General features: G+C 65.2%; 21 protein-coding genes and 1 pseudogene. 12 read left to right on the top strand and 10 right to left on the bottom strand.

The window, feature by feature from the left end:
* The first annotated feature begins 139 nt into the window (after window positions 1-139).
* Both CH292_RS05570 and CH292_RS05565 read left to right on the top strand, forming a co-directional pair.
* On the top strand, window positions 140-1,474 hold the full coding sequence (locus tag CH292_RS05570; RefSeq protein ID WP_094654187.1) for a hypothetical protein: 1,335 nt from the start codon (window positions 140-142) through the stop codon (window positions 1,472-1,474).
* Window positions 1,474-2,850 (top strand): PQQ-binding-like beta-propeller repeat protein, encoded by a 1,377-nt coding sequence (locus tag CH292_RS05565; RefSeq protein ID WP_094654186.1) that lies wholly within the window; start codon window positions 1,474-1,476, stop codon window positions 2,848-2,850. Before CH292_RS05570 ends, CH292_RS05565 begins: the two co-directional genes overlap by 1 nt.
* Window positions 2,851-2,853: 3 nt before the next feature.
* Here the strand turns inward: CH292_RS05565 and CH292_RS05560 are convergent, their stop codons facing one another.
* The 3 genes from CH292_RS05560 to CH292_RS05550 form a co-directional block, all read right to left on the bottom strand.
* On the bottom strand, window positions 2,854-3,393 hold the full coding sequence (locus CH292_RS05560; protein ID WP_094654185.1) for a hypothetical protein: 540 nt from the start codon (window positions 3,391-3,393) through the stop codon (window positions 2,854-2,856).
* A 106-nt stretch (window positions 3,394-3,499) separates the two neighbouring features.
* Window positions 3,500-4,258: an endo alpha-1,4 polygalactosaminidase gene (locus tag CH292_RS05555; RefSeq protein WP_094654184.1), complete on the bottom strand. Its 759-nt coding sequence runs from the start codon at window positions 4,256-4,258 to the stop codon at window positions 3,500-3,502.
* Window positions 4,255-4,878 carry a DUF5701 family protein gene (locus tag CH292_RS05550; RefSeq protein WP_094628497.1) on the bottom strand — a complete coding sequence of 208 codons (624 nt, stop codon included), beginning with the start codon at window positions 4,876-4,878 and terminating at the stop codon, window positions 4,255-4,257. Before CH292_RS05550 ends, CH292_RS05555 begins: the two co-directional genes overlap by 4 nt.
* Before the next feature lie 77 nt (window positions 4,879-4,955).
* On the opposite strand from CH292_RS05550, the gene CH292_RS05545 reads away from it, so the two are divergent.
* Window positions 4,956-5,279, top strand: coding sequence for a hypothetical protein (locus CH292_RS05545; protein ID WP_019663884.1), 324 nt, complete (start codon window positions 4,956-4,958; stop codon window positions 5,277-5,279).
* Here the strand turns inward: CH292_RS05545 and CH292_RS05540 are convergent.
* Complete coding sequence (locus CH292_RS05540; RefSeq protein WP_256977941.1) at window positions 5,263-5,841, bottom strand: hypothetical protein; 579 nt, start codon at window positions 5,839-5,841, stop codon at window positions 5,263-5,265. The genes CH292_RS05545 and CH292_RS05540 overlap by 17 nt on opposite strands.
* A 41-nt stretch (window positions 5,842-5,882) precedes the next feature.
* On the opposite strand from CH292_RS05540, the gene CH292_RS05535 reads away from it, so the two are divergent.
* The 5 genes and pseudogenes from CH292_RS05535 (at window position 5,883) to CH292_RS05515 (ending at window position 11,023) form a co-directional block, all read left to right on the top strand.
* Entirely contained in the window at window positions 5,883-7,244 is a 1,362-nt protein-coding gene (locus tag CH292_RS05535; RefSeq protein ID WP_019663882.1) for an MFS transporter, read from the top strand.
* A gap of 77 nt (window positions 7,245-7,321) precedes the next feature.
* Window positions 7,322-8,541: pseudogene (locus tag CH292_RS05530) on the top strand (acyl-CoA dehydrogenase).
* A 13-nt stretch (window positions 8,542-8,554) separates the two neighbouring features.
* Window positions 8,555-9,913 (top strand): LLM class flavin-dependent oxidoreductase, encoded by a 1,359-nt coding sequence (locus CH292_RS05525; protein ID WP_094654182.1) that lies wholly within the window; start codon window positions 8,555-8,557, stop codon window positions 9,911-9,913.
* A 199-nt stretch (window positions 9,914-10,112) separates the two neighbouring features.
* The gene (locus CH292_RS05520; RefSeq protein ID WP_019663878.1) at window positions 10,113-10,313 is read left to right on the top strand and encodes a hypothetical protein; all 201 of its coding nucleotides are present in this window, start codon (window positions 10,113-10,115) and stop codon (window positions 10,311-10,313) included.
* A gap of 140 nt (window positions 10,314-10,453) precedes the next feature.
* Entirely contained in the window at window positions 10,454-11,023 is a 570-nt protein-coding gene (locus tag CH292_RS05515; RefSeq protein WP_094654181.1) for a YdcF family protein, read from the top strand.
* Here the strand turns inward: CH292_RS05515 and CH292_RS05510 are convergent.
* Complete coding sequence (locus CH292_RS05510) at window positions 11,008-11,370, bottom strand: CrcB family protein (protein ID WP_033189119.1); 363 nt, start codon at window positions 11,368-11,370, stop codon at window positions 11,008-11,010. The two genes, CH292_RS05515 and CH292_RS05510, sit on opposite strands and share 16 nt — an antisense overlap.
* Window positions 11,367-11,738, bottom strand: a complete 372-nt coding sequence (locus CH292_RS05505) for a CrcB family protein (RefSeq protein ID WP_244165114.1) — start codon at window positions 11,736-11,738, stop codon at window positions 11,367-11,369. The genes CH292_RS05510 and CH292_RS05505 overlap by 4 nt, the downstream gene beginning before the upstream one ends.
* 126 nt (window positions 11,739-11,864) lie before the next feature.
* Between CH292_RS05505 and CH292_RS05500 the strand changes: the two genes are divergently transcribed.
* The 3 genes from CH292_RS05500 (at window position 11,865) to CH292_RS05485 (ending at window position 13,774) form a co-directional block, all read left to right on the top strand.
* On the top strand, window positions 11,865-12,203 hold the full coding sequence (locus CH292_RS05500; protein WP_256977940.1) for an STAS domain-containing protein: 339 nt from the start codon (window positions 11,865-11,867) through the stop codon (window positions 12,201-12,203).
* A 102-nt stretch (window positions 12,204-12,305) separates the two neighbouring features.
* Window positions 12,306-12,689 carry an ATP-binding protein gene (locus tag CH292_RS05495; RefSeq protein ID WP_020110728.1) on the top strand — a complete coding sequence of 128 codons (384 nt, stop codon included), beginning with the start codon at window positions 12,306-12,308 and terminating at the stop codon, window positions 12,687-12,689.
* Between the two features lie 140 nt (window positions 12,690-12,829).
* Complete coding sequence (locus CH292_RS05485) at window positions 12,830-13,774, top strand: hypothetical protein (protein WP_143545725.1); 945 nt, start codon at window positions 12,830-12,832, stop codon at window positions 13,772-13,774.
* Between the two features lie 13 nt (window positions 13,775-13,787).
* Here the strand turns inward: CH292_RS05485 and CH292_RS05480 are convergent, their stop codons facing one another.
* The 3 genes from CH292_RS05480 to CH292_RS05470 form a co-directional block, all read right to left on the bottom strand.
* Window positions 13,788-14,321: a hypothetical protein gene (locus CH292_RS05480; RefSeq protein WP_019663871.1), complete on the bottom strand. Its 534-nt coding sequence runs from the start codon at window positions 14,319-14,321 to the stop codon at window positions 13,788-13,790.
* A 99-nt stretch (window positions 14,322-14,420) separates the two neighbouring features.
* A complete protein-coding gene (locus CH292_RS05475; protein ID WP_020110730.1) occupies window positions 14,421-14,786 on the bottom strand; it encodes a hypothetical protein in 366 nt (121 codons plus the stop codon).
* A 108-nt stretch (window positions 14,787-14,894) separates the two neighbouring features.
* On the bottom strand, window positions 14,895-15,398 hold the full coding sequence (locus CH292_RS05470; protein WP_027498622.1) for a hypothetical protein: 504 nt from the start codon (window positions 15,396-15,398) through the stop codon (window positions 14,895-14,897).
* A 151-nt stretch (window positions 15,399-15,549) separates the two neighbouring features.
* Between CH292_RS05470 and CH292_RS05465 the strand changes: the two genes are divergently transcribed.
* Window positions 15,550-17,043, top strand: a complete 1,494-nt coding sequence (locus tag CH292_RS05465; RefSeq protein WP_256977938.1) for an Hsp70 family protein — start codon at window positions 15,550-15,552, stop codon at window positions 17,041-17,043.
* Here CH292_RS05465 and CH292_RS05460 read toward each other — a convergent pair.
* Complete coding sequence (locus tag CH292_RS05460; RefSeq protein ID WP_256977936.1) at window positions 17,001-18,011, bottom strand: endonuclease/exonuclease/phosphatase family protein; 1,011 nt, start codon at window positions 18,009-18,011, stop codon at window positions 17,001-17,003. The genes CH292_RS05465 and CH292_RS05460 overlap by 43 nt on opposite strands.
* Window positions 18,012-18,120: the final 109 nt, after the last annotated feature.

Genomic DNA, 18,120 nt, shown 5'->3' with positions numbered 1-18,120 from the left:
GACGCTACCGCCTCGGCAAGCACATCGGTTGTAGGTGTCGCGGTCTGTCGGTATTGTCCAGATCACCCGCCTCTCGTAACGAACCTGTCGGTACGAACGACAATGCCGTCGTACTGACATCGAGTAGGCGGCGAGCATCATGAGCGAAAGATCGGCCAAAGCGCGGTGGACCGACGGTCTCGTCGTCGTCAGTATCGTCGCGGTCGGAATTGTCGTGGCCGGAGCTCTGCAGGCTCCTGCCGAGCCCGAACTGACAACGGCAGCAACATCTCCCACTGTCGAACCCGAGCCGACCGCACCCGAAGAATACGTGCGGGTGAGTGAGCCGGTCGATACCTCCGCGCCCATCCCCGGATGCGACACCGTCGTCGAAGCGGACGAGGAGAGATTCAGCATGAGCTTCGTCGGGGAGCGGTCCTACGACAACCCCAGGTTCCCATGGTTCAACGGACCCAAAGCAACCGCCATGTCCGACGCCGTCGCCTCGGCGCTTCCCGACGACGTCGAACTCGCCTTCGCCGCGCCGCAACAATCGCTGCTGTTCGGCCCGATCTTCGACTTCGGCGACGGCGACGAACCCCCCTACAGCGGATCGACCGACGCCTGGGGCGCAGTAAACCGCGGCGACGCGTCGGGCTCGGTCCAGGTCAGTGCGCAACAAGGGCCACACACGGTGCCGGACTGCGTCGCAGGTTCGCTCGACGAACGCAAGACCTTGCCCGACGGCACGGTCGTCGATCTGCTCGACACCTGGGCCGAGATCAACGGCGTCCGCACCATCAGTCGCAGCGTGCAGGCGTACACAACCGACGGAACCTGGATTCACGTGAGCGCCGACGACAGAACCAATACACCGGAGCCGGCGAACAGCGGAGAAATCCCGTTGACGCTCCCCGAATTGGAACTGATCGCAACAGAACCCGCACTACGAGTGAGCACGCCGGTTCCGCCCGGCACACCCCCGCCGAGCGAAGGATGCAGCGGTTACACCGAGAACGGGGGACCCGATCTCACACGTGAAGACCAGCAACGACTGAACTCCGCACTCGCATCGGTCGACCTGGGAGCGGTGGCCCTCGATCGCAAGCTCGACACGCTCCAACCGTCGGACATGGGTTTGGACACGCTGTGCATGGCATCGAACGTCGTCGGCGCCGACGAGACACTGCAGCTGAGCATCGCCGGGGGCCAGGCCGTACCGGTCGAGGACGAGATCCGGCCGGACCCGTACTCGGGCACACAGGACACGTTCCGTTCCCTCGCCGACGGGACCGTCGTGCAGACGTCGGCCGGTTACTACGGTGTCACGGGCGAAGGCGACGGTGACTACCAGCAGCGCTCCTCCAACACTGTCACCGTGACGCGGCCGGGCGGAACCCGTGTGCAGATCTCGGCCAGTTCTGCAGGTTCTCAATCGCTTTCGATCGAACTCCTGGAATCGATCGCCCTGACGCCGGGTCTGGAGGTCTCCTGATGGCCGACCGGAGTGCCTGGACGCTGGCGGCCGCTGCGGTCTTCGCTGCTGTCACGGTGACGGCAGCCGGAGTGGTCCTGTTTCAGCACACCCCACCGACGGCGAAGAAGATCACCGGAACCGACGACGGAACGCCCGGGCTGGCCTGGTCGTTCGACGTCGCCACCGCACTCGATCGCCCGTGGGCCGAGTTGGTGGATCCCCGTGCCGGAGTGGTATTCCCGAACAACGCACCATCGGCGATCGAAGTAGGCGACACTCTTGTATCCGCAGCCGGGGTGAACAGAGACGGTTACTCATTGGAAGACCCGGTCATGATCGGGATCGACGCGAACACCGGTGAGCTCCGCTGGCAGACCCCCGCCGCGGCCGTATCGCAGTGCAGCGACACTCCACTCGACGGAAAGATCGTGTGCTACGCAGCTGCGGAGAAGTACGAAATCGTCACGTTCGACGCCGAATCCGGTGATGTCGAACGTCGTCCGGTCGACGAATCCGTTTTCGCCGTTGCCGTTGCCGACGACACCCTCTACGTCGTGGAGGGCGACGCCGAAAACTACGACGTGCGCGTGCACGCAGGCACGGTCGACGATCTGTCGGCCACCTGGGTTCGACAATTCGAGGCAGGCGGCGGTTGGGAGGAGATCTTCTCCGGCGCAGCCCTGACCGTCCGCGACGGCATCGGACTGGTCGGGACAGCCTGGCAGAGTGCGACATTCGACGCACGCACCGGCGAAGAACTGACCGGTGTCGAACCCGATCTGTGTATCACGTCGTCGAGGTTGGTCACCGGCGGTGTGGTGGTACAGAACCAAGTGGAGTGCACCACCTACGACAGTGTCACCGAAGTCTTGCGCGCGCCCGAAGGCCAGGACTTGGCGCGGGTGGATTCCGGCGCGGCGCACAATCCATACGTCGACAGCCCGACCGATGCGACCGTACCTGTCGTACTGGGTGATTCGGGATTCGACCGCGAAACCGGCGAGAAGCTGTGGACATACCCTCCGCTGATCCAGGATGTCGGCGGTCAAGCTGTCAGCGCGTTGGTCGCCGTGATCGGTGACATCGGACTGCTGCGCGATCCGGCCACTTCATCGACGTCTGCGATCGACCTCCGCACGGGAGAGGAACTCTGGCGCCGCGACGAGCCGAGCTCACTCAACCCATCAGGCTTCTCCGACAGCATCGCCGTCGGAGAGGACGGCGAGGCGCTCCTCGCGCTCGACATGCGCACCGGTGAAACACTGTGGCGCGCGCCGTTCGACGCAATCGTGGACACCGACGTCGATACCTCGTGGTGGGGCACAGCCATTCCGCGCGGTGAGGACTGGATCTACGTCTCCGCAGGCACGGTCCTCGGCATGACTCCGCTGTAGGGGTCAGCCGCCGGGCTGAGCGGGGACTTCCTCGAGCTGAGGCTGCTGCGGTTGTTGTTGCTGCTGCTCTTGCATCTGCTTCGCGAACTCGCAGTTGGACTGCGCGTAGGTATCGATACGAGCGCTCGCATCGCGGGCTGCGGTGAAGCTGTCCACGTCGATGGTCGCTTCGGTCTTCTGCTGGTACTCCTCGAACGTCGATGCCTCGGTGACCAGATTCGTCACCTGGGCGCTCGCGTCCCGGACCGTCGTCAGATCGGCCGCGATGTCCGGATCGGCAGCGGTGATGGCCGGGTCGTAGTGCTCCGACAGTCCGTCGCCGTACTCCTGGAGTACCGCCTGCATACCCGGCCAGTCGGCCGGATCGATCTGCGCCGAAGTCTGTGAGTTCATCTCGAACGTCGAGATGTCCTCGAGGTGCGTGCAGAGGTCGCCGCCCGACGCCTCGGCGCCGTTGTCGGTCCCCTCGTCGGAGCTGCAACCGGCGATGCCCAAGCTCAGGGCGGCTGCGAGGACTGCGATCGAGCGACACGAGGCCTTCATGCGGGTACTTCTCCAAACTTCTCGGCGGATTCTGCGTCCTCCACAGTCACAGTTCCGGGCTGGGTTGTCGAATTTCGGACTCCTCTGCCGCTGTGACGAGTAACAATCAGCACCGCCGGTACACGTAGGACGGATCGGGCGGCGTCGTCAGCCCTCGATCTCGCAGAATCGTCATCGCCGGACGATCCGACGCCGAACAGAACTCCTCGGCGTACTCGATGTCCAACACCGCATCGCCGTACACATCGGTGTAAAACGCGCATTCGTCGAACTCGATGCACTGCTCCGCCACCACGAAGTCGAAACCGACTGTGTTCCTGATGTTCTCCGCACCGTCGGGAGCATTCTTCTGCGCAATGGCCATACCTGCGCCGTGCGCTCGTTCGGCATACATCGCGGCGAGGTCGAGAGTGGACTCCTCGCTCACCGACCCGGGGAACCGAGTCCACACGTCGAGGTTGTCGATCTCCACAGCATCGAAACCCGAAGCAGCGCAACGATCGATGGACCGACCGACGACGTCGAGGATGCCGCGCCTGTCGTCGTTCGTCCCCGTGTCCAGAACGTACTCGTCCGGCCATTCCGGGTCCACGACGAGCTCGCCGCCGTCGTGCAGTAATAGACCCTCCGGCCACTCGGCGCCGGGTTGGGTCTGGAAACCGTTGACATAGCAGATCGAGTACGCGCCCTCGGCAGGCTCAGCGGTGGAATCTCGTGCCACGATGTCGAAATCACCGTCGTACGCACCGCCGAGTTGATAGTCGAACGAGCCGCCCGTCGGAGGAAGATTCGAATCCTCACCGCATGCAGTGACCGGCAGAATTACCAGTACGGCTACCGCGAGCAACGCCCGACGTACGGTCACAGCGGACGCCTGCCTGCAGTCGAGGCGAAACCCAGCCACGTGTGCCTGTTGCCCGCCCAGCACCACCCGACCTTGGGGGCGTTGCGGTTGTCCACCCCGTCGCGGCCGGTGCCGTTGCTGATCCACACCGCGGGCGTACGGGTGTCCAGAGCGCCGTCGGGCTTACGCAGCCGCGAGCCGATCGTCATGAAGCAGTGCCCCCGTTCCAGTACCTCGGGTACCTGCAGTAGCCAGTGAATACCCTCGAGAAGGGTAAGAGGGCTGCGGCCGGCCGCCGTGATCGACGGCAGCGCCTCGTCCGGGCTCCAGTTCTCCATCTCGTCCCCACGCTCGGGGCTGTCGACGACATAGGCCGGTCCCGGCGGCATGGACAGCGACTCGATCGGTTCGAAACGGTCGACGTCGACCATGTCGGTCACCACGAACCCGGCCCGGCCGCTGCGCCGCAGCAGGGGAGCGAGTTGCGACGGCTGCGCACGGCTCAGGACCAGGAGGGCGTCGTCGGTGTTGTCCGCGACGGCGTTGGCAACATCGTTCTCGGTCAAACCCGCGAAGGTGTGGACACCGAGTTCGATCAGCGTGGCTGCCTGCTGCTCCAGCGGCGGGAGGGTAAAGATCATGGCGCGCCCTTTCCTCGCCGTACAGTGTACGTCAACGCTGGATTGAGTCGATCTTGCTTCGAACATATGATCGAACGATGCGAGTGAACGGTTCCAGCGGCGGAGTGGATCCGCATCGTCGGCCGTTCAAGGTTCTGACGCCTGCAGTCAAGGTCCTGATCGACCTGTCCGTCCTGTACCCGCAACCTCCGCACCACAGTGGAACCTTCACCGCCGACGGCTTCGACGTCCGACGAGTCGTGCCGGGGGACCTGACCGAGTGGTCGATGACCGTCGACGGTGACTGGATCGGCCGCGTCACCTACCAACTCATGTCCAAGGATCGATGCGAGACGGTGACGCACTGGGTGCCCAGCCGAGTGCTCAAACCGTTGACGAGGGGAACTAACCGAGGAGAGTGACGATCAGTGCCGGTGGATCGGATTCGGTGGTGACGGTGAAATCCGGACGCTCGGACCCCGTCCCGACGAAGGCCTGGGTGACCCCGGGCGTCGCGCTCGACGTCAGCAGCGACCGAATGCCGCCGTCGGCCGCTACCTCGACGTCGTTCCGCGGATCCGCCGACGGCGACGAGATCAGTTCGACCTGCAGAATCGACGTCCCCGGCACATCGAGGTCGCCTCCCGCGTAGGTGGTGGCAGAGTCGACGTACCGGCCCACGTAATTGATCACGCCCTCGCCGGTGAACGTGAACACCGCCCGGGCATCGTCGACCTGCACGTCCGCGATCCCGAAATCTCCGTACTCGTCACCGGGAGCGGTGGGAGTCGAGTCCGACGGCACCCCGTGGAACGGCGGGGGAGTTTCCAGAACAGGGCTGCCGACGGTGAAGGAACCCGACACCAACCGCAGATCCACGGCAGTCGCTTCCGTGGTCGACTCGGTCTCGGACTGCACATCGTTACTGCTGCACGAGGCAAGAAACAGGCTCGCCGCCGCCAGCAGCGCCACCCCAGCTCGCATGGAGATGACACTATACGGCCGAGCAGTGAGAGGATGCATCGGTGAAAACCGGTGAACAGATCGTCCAGGAACTTCCGTGGAAGTGGGGCGTGCAAGGCCGCATCTTCGTCATCGGTGGTCTCGGCTTCATGTTCGACGCTTGGGACGTGGCCCTCAACGGCTTCCTGACGCCACTCCTCGGGTCCTACTGGGACCTGTCGCAGGCCGAGCGAGGCCTGGTCGCCACCGGCAACCTCATCGGAATGGCCGTCGGCGCCGTCGTGTGGGGCACCATTGCGGACCGTCTCGGACGCAAGAAGGCCTTCGCGCTCACCCTGCTGATCTTCGCGCTGTTCTCGGTGCTCGGGGCGCTGTCGCCCAACTTCGAGACCTTCGTACTGCTGCGGTTCCTCGCGGGCTTCGGCCTCGGCGGCTGCATCCCCGTCGACTACGCACTCGTCAGTGAATTCTCGCCGCGGCGGATTCGCGGAAAAGTACTGTCCGCCATGGACGGTTGGTGGCCCATCGGAGCCACCATCTGCGGCGTCGTCGCCACCCTGCTGGTGCCGATCGACGGAGACGTGCGCTGGCGAATCATGCTGCTGTTCATGATTCTTCCTGCACTGCTTCTGTTCTGGGTCAGGCGCGGGATCCCCGAATCTCCGATCTACCTCGCCAAGGTGGGCCGTGAGGCAGAAGCGCGAGCGATCATCGACGACATGGTCACCCGCACAGGCGCTGCGTCGCAGGATTATTCGATCGTCGCCCAGGCCTCGCCGAAACGAGGCCTCGCCGCAGTATGGCGCTACAGCCCACGGATCACCTCGGCGTCGTGGCTGCTGTTCGTGTCGATCATGCTGCTCTACTACGCCGCACTCAGCTGGATGCCGTCGATCCTGCGCCGAGAGGGCTACGACGATTTCGCGGCCTTCGCCGGAACGACGCTGATGACCGCCGTCGGCATCGTCGGCGTCGCCGTGTCCGCATACCTCGTCGAGGTCGTCGGCAGGAAATGGGTCATCGGAATCTCCGGGCCGCTGGCAGGCGCCGCGCTGGTGCTGTTCGCGGTGATGCTCGACGTCGGATCCGGCGTGTTGGTATGGCTCGCAGTGTTCGGGTTCGTGATCCAGATCGCCATCCCGGTCCTGTACTGCTACGTCTCCGAGCTCTACCCGACGGAGCTCCGTGCGTCGGGATTCGGGTACGCCTCCTCGGTCAGCCGTATCGCGACCGGCTTCGCGCCCCTGCTGTTCGGGTCGGTGATGTGGCCGATCCTCGGACTGCCGCTCACCTTCGCCATCGTCACCGCGTTCGTCGTGTTCGCGGTGCTGTGGATGGCCTACGCTGCGCCGGAAACCAAGGGGAAGGAGCTCGACACGTTGACAGTGACGCCCGGTCACAGTCAACTCTCAGGCTCACCGTGATCGCAACTGGTGACACCGAGCCCTCGATATTGAAAGTTTGTTCGGTCGGACTGCACACGATCGAAAGGGCTTTTTGCATGACATCCACAGTCGAGTCCGTCGGGGTCGTCGAGCCGGGCTCGCCCCGATACCGAGAACTGCTCGCCTCCATCGCCGAAGGCGCGAGCGCCCGCGACCTCGCCGACGAGAATCCACACCAGCAGATCGACGTCCTCCGACGCGCCGGATTCGGTGCCCTGCGGCTGCCCAAGGAGATCGGCGGAGCAGGACTGACCGTCCGCGAAACATTCGGCGTCATCATCGATCTCGCCGAAGCGGACCCCATCGTCGCGCACATCCTCCGCACGCACTACTGGTTCGTCGAAGAGCGACTGCGTGAAGCAACCGCCGTCGACTACGCCGGGTACGACAGTGACCGATGGATCCAACTGATCCTGCAGGGCAAGATCTTCGGAAACGCCAGCAGCGAACGAGGCTCGCAGGCCGTCGGAAACTTCAAGTACGGAACCCACCTCACCCCACACACGGACGGATACCTCCTCGACGGCGAGCAACTACGTCCGGTCACTCCGCAGGCTCCGCTCCTGCCTCTACTCCACCGGCACACTGTTCTGCGGCTTCAATCGTCCCCACCGACCGCGACGGCGTCACGATCGTCGACGACTGGGACGGTATCGGCCAGCGCCGCACCGGAACCGGAACGACACGATTCCAGAAGGTGCACGTCACCGACGACGACATCGTCTCGCGCATCCCACTCGACGCAGCACCGGACCCGTCGTATCAATTCGCCTTCCTGCAGCTCTACCTGCACGGCCTGGTCAGCGGAATTCTCCGTAACGTCGTCAGCGACGCCAAGACCCTGATCCAGAGCCGTACCCGCGGATTCGCACACGGACCCACCGAAGAACTCCACCGAGACCCACTCCTGCTGAACGCATTGGGAACCCTCGCCAGCACGGCATTCGCCGCCGAAGCCACCACCCTCGCCGCGGCCGACGCCATCGACACCGCCCACGCCTCACTGAACAACGGGGTGCCCGACGCGGCCCTCGCGGCGAACGCCTCCCTTCGCGCCTCCGAAGCCAAAGTCCACATCGACGAGATCGCCACCCGCGCAGCAACAGTGCTCTTCGAAGTCGGTGGCGCATCCGCCGCATCACGCGCCAAGAACCTCGACCGACACTGGCGAAACATTCGCACCATCACACTGCACAACCCAGCCGCCTACAAAGCGTCGGCGATCGGGAACTACGTACTCAACGGCGAACCGTTGCCGTTCAACGGTTACTTCTGAGAAGGGCTTTCACATGTCTCGTGAACTTCACCTCGCTGGATTTCTCATCGCATCCCACGTCACCCACTCGCACGCCGCCTGGCGGCACCCGGCGTCGGAAACCGATTACCTCGGCCCCGACTACTACGAGCGAGTCGCGAAGATCCTCGAACGCGGCAAGTTCGACTTCCTGTTCTTCGCCGACCTCCTGGCGACACCCGTGCGCTACGGCAACGACATCAAAGTGCCGCTCAGCAGCGGAACCCAGGCGTCGGCGACGATCGATCCCTCCCTCGTCGCCGCAACACTCGCCGGCGTCACCGAGAAGATCGGTCTGGCAATCACGAAGTCCACCACGTACTTCCACCCGTACGAGGTCGCACGCATCTTCAGCACGCTCGATCACCTCAGCCGTGGCCGCGCGGGCTGGAACGTGGTCACCTCCCTCAACCAAGCCGAGGCCCAGAACTTCGGGATCGACAACCACCTGCCGCACGACGAGCGATACGACCGCGCCCACGAATTCCTCGAGGTCGCCTACGACCTGTGGGGCAGCTGGGATCGCGACGCTCTGGTGCAGGACAAGGTCTCCGGAGTGTTCGCCGACCCGGACAAGGTACGCACCATCGACCACGACGGGACCTACTTCAAATCCCGCGGACCGCTGACCGCACCGCACTCGCCGCAGAGCCGACCCGTCATCTTCCAAGCAGGCTCGTCGCCGACCGGTCGCGATTTCGCCGCCCGCTGGGCCGACGCGATCTTCGAGATCGACCCGACGAAAGAAGGTCGCAAGGCCTGCTACGACGACGTGAAGTCGAGGGCGTCGAACTTCGGCCGCAACCCCGACGACATCAAGATCTTCCCCTCGTTCGTCCCGTTCGTCGGCGAGACGGAAGCCATCGCACGCGAGAAGCAGGCATTCCACAACGAACTGGCCGACCCGATCTCCGGGCTGATCACACTGTCGGTCCACACCGACCACGACTTCTCGCAGTACGACCTGGACTCACCCATCACCGAAGTCGCCGTTCCTGGCAGTCAAGGCCTGTTCGACCTGGCCCGACGGCTCAGCGACAAGGACGCACTGACCCTGCGCGACATCGGCAAGCTCTACGCCCAGGGCGTTCTGCTGCCACAGTTCGTCGGCACCGCCACTCAGATCGCCGACCAGATAGAAGAAGGCTTCCACGGCGGGGAGGCCGACGGTTACATCCTGTCCGCAGCCCAGGCGCCGGGCACCTTCGTCGACTTCGTCGAATACGTGGTGCCCGAGCTGCAGCGACGCGGACTGTTCCGCACCGACTACACCGGCACGACACTGCGCGATCACCTCGGCCTGGCCGACGCCTCACTCACCCCGGCTCCGAGAGCGCAGGCGGTACGGGCCTGACGGTGATACCTCGGGTGATGGACCTGGCACCCTTTGTGCGGACCTGGCACGCCTGCGTTGACGTGACAAGGCGTGTCGACTCTGCACAAAGGGTGGCAGGTTCCGGCCCGTGACCGTGTAGTCGACGGTTAGCATGCCGGAATTCGGGTACTCGCCCGATTCGCGGTAGCCGAGACACGGCTACGGGTAGGGGAAAATCATGCGCTTCGTCACTCTGATCGTCGTAGTCTGGCTCGTCATCGGCGCCTTCGCCGTTTTTCAACGTGGGTACTTCGACAGTGCACCCGAGAACTGCGCAGGCGTCGGAACCATCGCACTGACCGTGGTCGCAGGCCCACTCAACTACGCAGGCGTCAACCCCAAGGTCACCGACTGCAACCTCCCCGAGCCGAGTCAGTAGACCGGGCTCACCGAACCAACGGCGCGGGTCAGCCTGCGCCGTTGGTTCGGGTTGGTGCAGATCGCGCACACACACCGGCGAGAACGTGATGTCCATCGCCGACCGGGCGCGCTGGGGATCACCCTGCATACCCTTGACGAGTGAATCGTCGGAATCTCTTCGTGGTGCTGGCCGTGGTGCTGCCGGTACTCGTGGTGTCCGTCGTCGGTGTCGGTGGCTATCTGACGTTCACCAAAGCCCGAATAGACCCGATCACGAAAGCCGACGCCATCGTCGTTCTCGGTGGCGAGCACGACGGCCGTGAGGCGTACGGAGTGTCGCTGGCGGAGCAAGGGGTGGCGGACACCGTCGTACTCTCCGACCCCTACGGGCCGTCGGACCCCTACATGAAGAAGTACTGCGGCGTGACGACCGAGAAGTACTCCGTTCTGTGCGAAGAGCCGATCCCCAGCACGACTCGGGGCGAGGCGATCTTCACGCAGCGCCTGGCGGAGGAACGTGGGTGGGACCACGTCATCGTGGTCAGCTGGCGCTATCACCTGCCCAGGGCCAAGCACATCTTCGGACAGTGCTTCGACGGCGACGTCACCATGCAGGCCGTCCCGCGGACGTACAACTTCTCCCTCGTCTACTGGGAGTACACGTACCTCTACCAGCTGGCAGGCTTCGCGAAGGCCGCCGTGCAGGGCGACTGTCAGAACTTGCGGTAGAGCGTCAGCCCCGAGCTGTACAGCAGGAACCCCAACATCGCGCACGCGATACCGCCGATCACCGTCGCGGCGAGCACCACGACCGCGCGCCTGTACCGCCGCGCCCTGACCTGCGTGACGAAGACCAGCGCCACGGAACTCATCGGCGCGAGTGCAGCAAGAAATCCGAAACTCGCGACGCCGACCAGCCGATCGGGCGGTGCAGCGGCCGTGAAGAACCCCAGAACCCCGCAGGTGATCAGCGTGAGCATCACGACGCGTTCCGGATCGGACACAGCAGCAGTGACGTGATAGTGCACCAGGGCACCCAACGCCCCACCCACCGCGATGAGCAGCAACAGAGTCATCGCGGCGCAGGCCTCGTCACGAGAGCTCCAGCAGCAAGAGCGAGCACCGCGGCGACCGGGGTCGCGACTATGTACAGAACCGACTTCCACGCCCCGTCGTGAGTGATGCCCTGCAGCGCGTAGAAACTGAACGTCGTGAATCCGCAGGCAAGGCCCGTGGCCGCAGCACGCGCCAGCGGCGCATTCCGTCCCGACAGGTAGCCCAACGTCGCGCCGAGCAACAGACACCCGACCACGTTGATGCCGAAAGTATTGATCAACAGCCACTTCGGCGAATCCCGCCAATGCCAGATCTCGTACCGAACCACCGCACCGACCGCTCCGCCGAATGCCACCGTCGCGCTCACTGCGGGGCGGGTGGGGATCACACAACGAGACCTTATCGGCCACCGAGTCGGTCGGCACTGTCCGCGGAGGGAGATCACAGGACGGACTCGGGTATGTTGGCGGCTGTGACGCTAGACGAGACAGGGCCAGGCCCCCAGCATTTCGATGTGGCTGTGGAGTGGCGCGACGGCGCCGTGATCGTGACCGTGTCGGGGGAACTCGACCTGGTGACTTCCCCACAATTGTCCGAGTCGGTGGAGTTGGTCCTGGAGAAGGGCCCTTCGTCGGTGGTGATCGATCTGTCCGACGTGTCGTTCCTTGCGTCGGCAGGCATGTCCCTCCTGGCATCCACCCACCAGAAGTTGGGTGGTGCGGCGGGCTTCGCCGTCGTCGCCGACGGTCCCTCCACCGGTCGTCCACTGACCCTGGTCGGTCTGCACGAGGTGTTCGGTATCTACGCGACCGTCGACGAAGCGCTGGCTGCGCTACAGACGGGTAATTCCTGAACTTCTGGGTATGACGGGATCATGATGGCAATTGCATTCGGTGGAGAAGACGCCGTGGCCGCTGCTACCAAGCCGCCTTCCGCACAAGTTCCAGGGGACGTCATGCGCCTTGAATTCGACGGAGAGTCGGCGGTCGCGGAGCGCGCGTCCGCGCTGCGCATTGCGCTCGGTGAGTGGCTGACGGGCTTGCAGATCGCGCCGGAACGCGTGTACGACGTGGTTCTGGCGACGTACGAGGCGTTGGCCAACTCGGTGGAGCACGCGTATTCAGGCAGTTCGGGCACGCTCGATTTGTACGCTCTGTGGACGCCCGACTCCGGGCGTATCGAAGTGACGGTGCGCGATCACGGTGCCTGGGCGGTACACGCCCCCGACGCCACCCGTGGACGTGGAGTGCCGTTGATGCACGCCTTGGCCGACTCGACGGCCGTCACCTCCGATCACGACGGGACAACCGTTCACATGGTCTGGGATCCCGCCACATAACTTCGCGTTGTCAAAGCGCGGACAGCGCTGTTTGTGACGGAGCACAATAGCCGTCGAGAGCGGCTCGTCCATTCCGGCGTCGGCCCGAGAGTGGAGCCTGGGGGACGACCCGGGCAGGAGCGCCGCACACGGAGGCGCTCATGGTTCCGTCACCCGTTCCCGGGGAAGTAATAGCGCGACGCTATCGGCTGCTGAACAGGCAGGATTCCGCACCGTGGCTCACGCGCTGGACGGCCGACAACCTGTCGACCGGCAGGCACACCACCCTGACGCTGGTCCATGTCGACTCGATCCACGCGAGGGATCCCTCACCTGATGCGGTCCGCAGGTTCTGTGAATCGGCACGAACGAGCAGTGTCGGACGAGTCCGCGTGGTCGACCCATCGACCACGGCGCCCTACGTCGCCGTGGTCGGTGACTACGCGGCCCCGTCGACGCACCGCGACGAAACAGGCCGGGAAAAGCCAAGCGCAGCAAAGGTATTGGGTCTCACAGCCGTGGCTGCGGCGTTCCTGGCCGTCCTCGGCGGCGGAGGATGGCTGGTGTCGACGAGCATCGCAGGCGGAGACTACGGCGACGTGCGCGGCGCCGTAGCCGTGCCCACGCTGCCCACCGCGCAGGTCCAACCAGTGGCCGCAGCACCCGTCGACACTCCGATCCTGCCGTCCGGTGCCGAAATATGGTCGGCCGTCCGAGCGCCCGACAACGCAGCCGACGCCACCCGTGCCGTCGACGCCGACCCGTCGACCTCGTGGTCCACCGACCTCTATCGCGCACCCTTCGGAGACACCGACAACGGGATAGGAGTCGTCGTGGCGTTTGCCGACGCTGTCGACCTGACGACAGTATGGGTCGCGACGCCGCAGCCCGGAGCCGTCGTGGAAATCCGAACCCCACCGGAACCGGACGGAACCCTCGCGTCGACGCAACTCCTCGGGGCCGGGACCCTCGGCGCAGGTGCCACCGACATCACCGTCGACGCACCCACCGGGTTACGTGCGGTTCTGATCTGGGTGGCCGAGCTGGCACCGTCGGGCACGCAGTTCGTGGCCGATCTGGCCGAGATCGGGTTCACCGGACGGTGACGACGCCGGCGGATCACTGGACCGATTGCTTGACCCGCGAGAACGCCGGACCGGCGAGAAACCAGATGCCCAGGATCAATCCGAGCGGACGAATGCTGGACAACAACGTCGCCGCCTGCTCGTCCGATGCAACCGTGTACGCCAGGCCCACCAGAACTGCCGCCGCGATCGCACAGGCCTTGACCGCGCGGAACCAGTCCTCCCACAGGTAACGGCGGTACGCCTCCGAATCCTTGTCCAACTTCACCGGCGGCGGGCCACCGGCAAAGCGATGAGCGACGCGCACATCCAGCCACGCGATCATCGCAGGCCCGAACCCGACGCTGAACCCCAGATAGTAGGCAGCAAGGTGGTGCACCGAACCGACCGGCGTGCCGCGACCGAGGTCGAACGCGACCGCGACGATCAAGACGACATCCAGCACCGGAACCGACGCCAGTAACCACGTCGCGATTCGACGCTTCCCCAGCACGTAACGGACCAGAAGGCCGCTCAGAATCAACGCCCAGAACCCGATCTCGCAGACGACGATGACGGCGGCGATCATCGTTCGAAGCCCATGAATGTCATGAAGACAGCGTCGCGCAGAACAGCACGTCGCCGCGTCGGCTGTCGGAGCGAGATTCACGTCCTCCGAAAGTACGACCTACCGCGTCGTCGTGGTGTCTTCCGAATCCGACTCGGTCTCGGTCGTGGTCGTACCACGATTACGCGGAGACCTGCTCGTAGTCTCGGACCCCGGAGTTCGCGACGGCGCGGTCGTCGTCGGCGCGGTCGTTGTCGGCTTCGGTGTCGTGGGAACAGCGACCTGCCATGTCGGCGACGGCGGGACCGTGATCACCGACGAAGTCGTCGCGCTGACCACCGTGCTCAGATCCGAACGAAGTGCAGGCGGTTGGACCCTGTCGCTGGTGTCGTCGAACGCCCCACCCAGTGCACCGATCGACAGACCGACGACGACGGCAACTCCGGCGATCGCCACCGCCGAGATCGCGATGACTTTGTCGCGCATGTTCGATAAGCCTTGTCCGCTCGGACCGCCACATCGACCTGTGGCGGTGCTGCGAGAACGCTACCGCAGGGCATCGCAGGTGCGCTCGGCGTAGGAATTCGCGCGCGGTCAGAGCAGGCGCAGGACCGCAGGCAGAACATCGGCGATCTGCTGACCGACCGACTCGTACACCTCGTGTTCACGGCGATACGGATCGTCGATGTCCGCGGCGTCCACCCGGTGCCGCGCCCGTGCCTCGGCGATACCGTCGATCGTCTGCGCCCCCGACGCCTCCGCCAGCGCAGCCGCTTCGAGAAGTGTGAACGTCCTCCGAAGCTTCCGCGGAGCAATCGCCAACACCTCGTCCCGATGCCGCGTCGTCATCGTCAGGATCACATCCGCCTCGTCGGCGATCCGTGGTGAAATCCGACGAGCCACGAAGCCCTCCGACTCACCGCCCAGCTGACGCAACACCGTCGCCGCCGTCTCGTCCATCGCATGCCCCGACAGTCCGTGCGTCCCCGCACTCGACGTCGTCAACTCCTGGCCACTCTCCTGCGCATACGCCGCAGCCAGCCTCTCCGCCGTAGGAGATCGACAGATATTGCCGGTACAAACGAAAAGGACATGCACGTCGGTCACCTTAGACCCCGGCCGTTCCGCAGGCTCCCCAGTAATCGCAATCCTGAAGGTCTCGCGCTACAGTGATGGCCGAGCGGGGGTTCGAGACTGGATCGTTACAAATCTTGTCGGCGAGTCCCCTGCAGTCCAAGTGAGGCAGGTCATGACTGAGGTTCTCGGTGTGTCGGTGGGGGCTAGTGCTGTTCGCATGGCCCGGCCCGACCTTCGCCTGCGTGGCTCCGGTGCCCGCGAACTCGACTTCCGGAACGACACGGTCGACGCGCACTGGGACAGAGCCGAGGAAGTCGCTGCCGAAACCATCGGAGTGATGCTCGCGCAGAACCACGGTGACCGCTACGTCGAAGCAACGGGCGTCGCCTACCGCGACCAGCAGCAGTTCGGCGACATCCAGCAGGCAATGTCGGACCAGCAGCTCTACAACTATCGGCTCGTACCCGAGGCCCGCGCCGCGCTGGCCTACCTGGAAGCCTCCGGCGAGATCGGCGACTTCGGCACCATCGCGCTGTACGACCTGGGCAGTTCCGGCCTGACCATCAGCGTCGTCGATCGTGCCTCCGGCGAGGTGCTTCTCGCCGAGCGCACCACCGACATCAGCGGTTCGGACTTCGACCGACTCATCTGCGACAACCAGCTCGCCAAGCAAGGCGTCGACCTGAACGACTCGGTCGGTCTCGACGAGTTCATCACGCGATGCCGCATCGCCAAAGAGCAACTCTCCACCTCCGGCGCCGTGTGCCTGCCGGGAGAGAGCGGCGTGATCCTCATTTCCCGCGAATCGTTCGAGGCGCTCGTGACCGTCCCGATCGAATACTCCGCGCGACTGGTGCGTGACGTCATCTCGCGATCCCCCCAACACGTCGACGCACTGTTCCTCGTCGGCGGCGGTGCACGGATCCCGTTGGTCGAGGCAATCCTCCGGTCCTGGACCGGACTCCACGTCGTCACGCCTGTCGAACCGGAATCGGTTGCCGCCAAAGGTGCGGCACTGCTCGCCACTCCCGTCGGAGCTGCCCCCGCCGGCGGTGCGTCCCCGATGCCTCCCCACGACTCGGCACCCGCCGCGTACAGCGGCCAGACCGATGCCGGCAACCAGCACGGCACGGGACCGCAGCACGGCACGGGAACGCAGCACGGCACGGGACCGCAGCACGGCACGGGAACGCAGCACGGCACGGGAACGCAGCACGGTGCCACGGAGCTGAGCGGCGCGCCGGATTGGCTCAGTCCCGATCCGGCGGATCGGTCCGCGACCTCCAAGCGCAAGATTCGCGGAGCAGCCCTCGTGGCAGGTGGCCTCGCCGTCGTCGCAGCCCTGGGCCTGACACTCGGTTACGGCGGCTCCGAGGACTCCACCAGCGCACCTGCCGACAACGAGAAGCCGCTGACCTCGGCTCCGTCGTCGGCTCCGAGCACCACCGCCGCGCCCACGACGACGACAATCCCACCGACGACCACCGTCGAAGCGCCACCGCCCGCACCGGCGCCGGTCGAGACGTACCAGGAGCCCGAATACCAGGCGCCCGCACCGGCTCCAGCGCCCCCGCCGCCTCCGCCGCTGATCCCCGGACTCCCGGAGTTCCAGCTACCGCAGATTCAGCTTCCGCCGCCGCCGGTCATCGAACTGCCTCGATTCTGATCCGCGCTCGTCGGCGATAGATCCTCCGCTGCGGGCAGTCGTAGATGGGCCACCACACCGAGATGGTCCGAATCGGGGATGTTCACCGGGTTCACCTCGAGCGCGTCGACGCCGTCGCTGGTGACGACGTGGTCCAACCGCGCGAGCGGCCGCGACGCAGGGAAGGTGCGGAACAGGCCGGCCCCGGCCGCGTCCGCCGCATCCTGGAAGCCGTCCGAGGCCAGCGTGCGGAACTGGCGGTGGTCCCCGGTGGCGTTGAAGTCGCCCGCCACGACGACGACACCCGGGTAGCTGTTCATGAGGTCGCGCATGCGAGCGAGATCTCGGTCCCACTGTTCGGTGTGGCGGGGAGTCGCGGGCGACATCGCGTGGAACGACACGAGCGTGAGTCCGACGCCGTCGACGACGGTGCGAGCGCGAACGGGCACGAACCCGAAGTCCGCCAATTCCTCCCCGTCGGTGAGCGGCGTCCTGCTCCACAGGCCGGTTCCGTCGGCCACGGGTCGGGGGGCGGTGACACTGTAGGGAAGGCCCTCTTCGAGACCGGCCGCCACGAGATCGTTCACTTCCTCGTCGGTCAGCTCCTGCACGGCGAGGACGTCAGCGCCCGACGACCGGACCTGGGCGACGATGGCCGCTGCGTCCGCTTCGCCGTGGGCCACGTTGATCGTGAGAACGGTCAATTCGGTGCCGTCGGCAACGTGGTCGGCGGTGACGAAACTCGGCACCTGGATCGCTACGAATACAGCGGCCGCGGTCAACGACACTGCGACGCCCACCCTCGACTTGGCCAGTGCGAACAGGCCGCCGGAGACTGCTGCCGGAATGGCCGCGAACGGCATACCGACCAGAAACGCAACAAGTGTGATTTGAGTCACACCCACTTCGCGGGCGACCAGCATTCCCGTGGAGAAGGCAAGTATTCCGCTGGCGACGACGACGGCTGATGTGCGTAGGACGCGGCGCATCCGCACGCCTCCATTTCTTCCAGGCCGCAAGCGGCAATCGGTCGATCCTATGTTGACTAGACTCCGTATGTGCCCAGCTCAGACCCCGTATGTAAGTGTGGCCATGCGC

Origin of the sequence: Rhodococcus sp. 14-2470-1a, from assembly GCF_002259425.1 — a bacterium.
In the GTDB taxonomy this organism is placed as follows: Bacteria; Actinomycetota; Actinomycetes; order Mycobacteriales; family Mycobacteriaceae; genus Rhodococcoides; species Rhodococcoides fascians_E.
Note: the sequence above shows the minus strand (reverse complement) of the source record. Positions and strands in the feature narration are given on the sequence as shown.

Coding starts and splice junctions, on each gene's coding strand:
- CH292_RS05570 (WP_094654187.1), top strand. CDS start 140: ATGAGCGAAAGATCGGCCAAAGCGCGGTGGACCGACGGTCTCGTCGTC.
- CH292_RS05565 (WP_094654186.1), top strand. CDS start 1,474: ATGGCCGACCGGAGTGCCTGGACGCTGGCGGCCGCTGCGGTCTTCGCT.
- CH292_RS05560 (WP_094654185.1), bottom strand. CDS start 3,393: ATGAAGGCCTCGTGTCGCTCGATCGCAGTCCTCGCAGCCGCCCTGAGC.
- CH292_RS05550 (WP_094628497.1), bottom strand. CDS start 4,878: ATGATCTTTACCCTCCCGCCGCTGGAGCAGCAGGCAGCCACGCTGATC.
- CH292_RS05545 (WP_019663884.1), top strand. CDS start 4,956: ATGCGAGTGAACGGTTCCAGCGGCGGAGTGGATCCGCATCGTCGGCCG.
- CH292_RS05540 (WP_256977941.1), bottom strand. CDS start 5,841: ATGCGAGCTGGGGTGGCGCTGCTGGCGGCGGCGAGCCTGTTTCTTGCC.
- CH292_RS05525 (WP_094654182.1), top strand. CDS start 8,555: ATGTCTCGTGAACTTCACCTCGCTGGATTTCTCATCGCATCCCACGTC.
- CH292_RS05520 (WP_019663878.1), top strand. CDS start 10,113: ATGCGCTTCGTCACTCTGATCGTCGTAGTCTGGCTCGTCATCGGCGCC.
- CH292_RS05510 (WP_033189119.1), bottom strand. CDS start 11,370: ATGACTCTGTTGCTGCTCATCGCGGTGGGTGGGGCGTTGGGTGCCCTG.
- CH292_RS05495 (WP_020110728.1), top strand. CDS start 12,306: ATGCGCCTTGAATTCGACGGAGAGTCGGCGGTCGCGGAGCGCGCGTCC.
- CH292_RS05485 (WP_143545725.1), top strand. CDS start 12,830: ATGGTTCCGTCACCCGTTCCCGGGGAAGTAATAGCGCGACGCTATCGG.
- CH292_RS05480 (WP_019663871.1), bottom strand. CDS start 14,321: ATGATCGCCGCCGTCATCGTCGTCTGCGAGATCGGGTTCTGGGCGTTG.
- CH292_RS05475 (WP_020110730.1), bottom strand. CDS start 14,786: ATGCGCGACAAAGTCATCGCGATCTCGGCGGTGGCGATCGCCGGAGTT.
- CH292_RS05465 (WP_256977938.1), top strand. CDS start 15,550: ATGACTGAGGTTCTCGGTGTGTCGGTGGGGGCTAGTGCTGTTCGCATG.
- CH292_RS05460 (WP_256977936.1), bottom strand. CDS start 18,011: ATGCGCCGCGTCCTACGCACATCAGCCGTCGTCGTCGCCAGCGGAATA.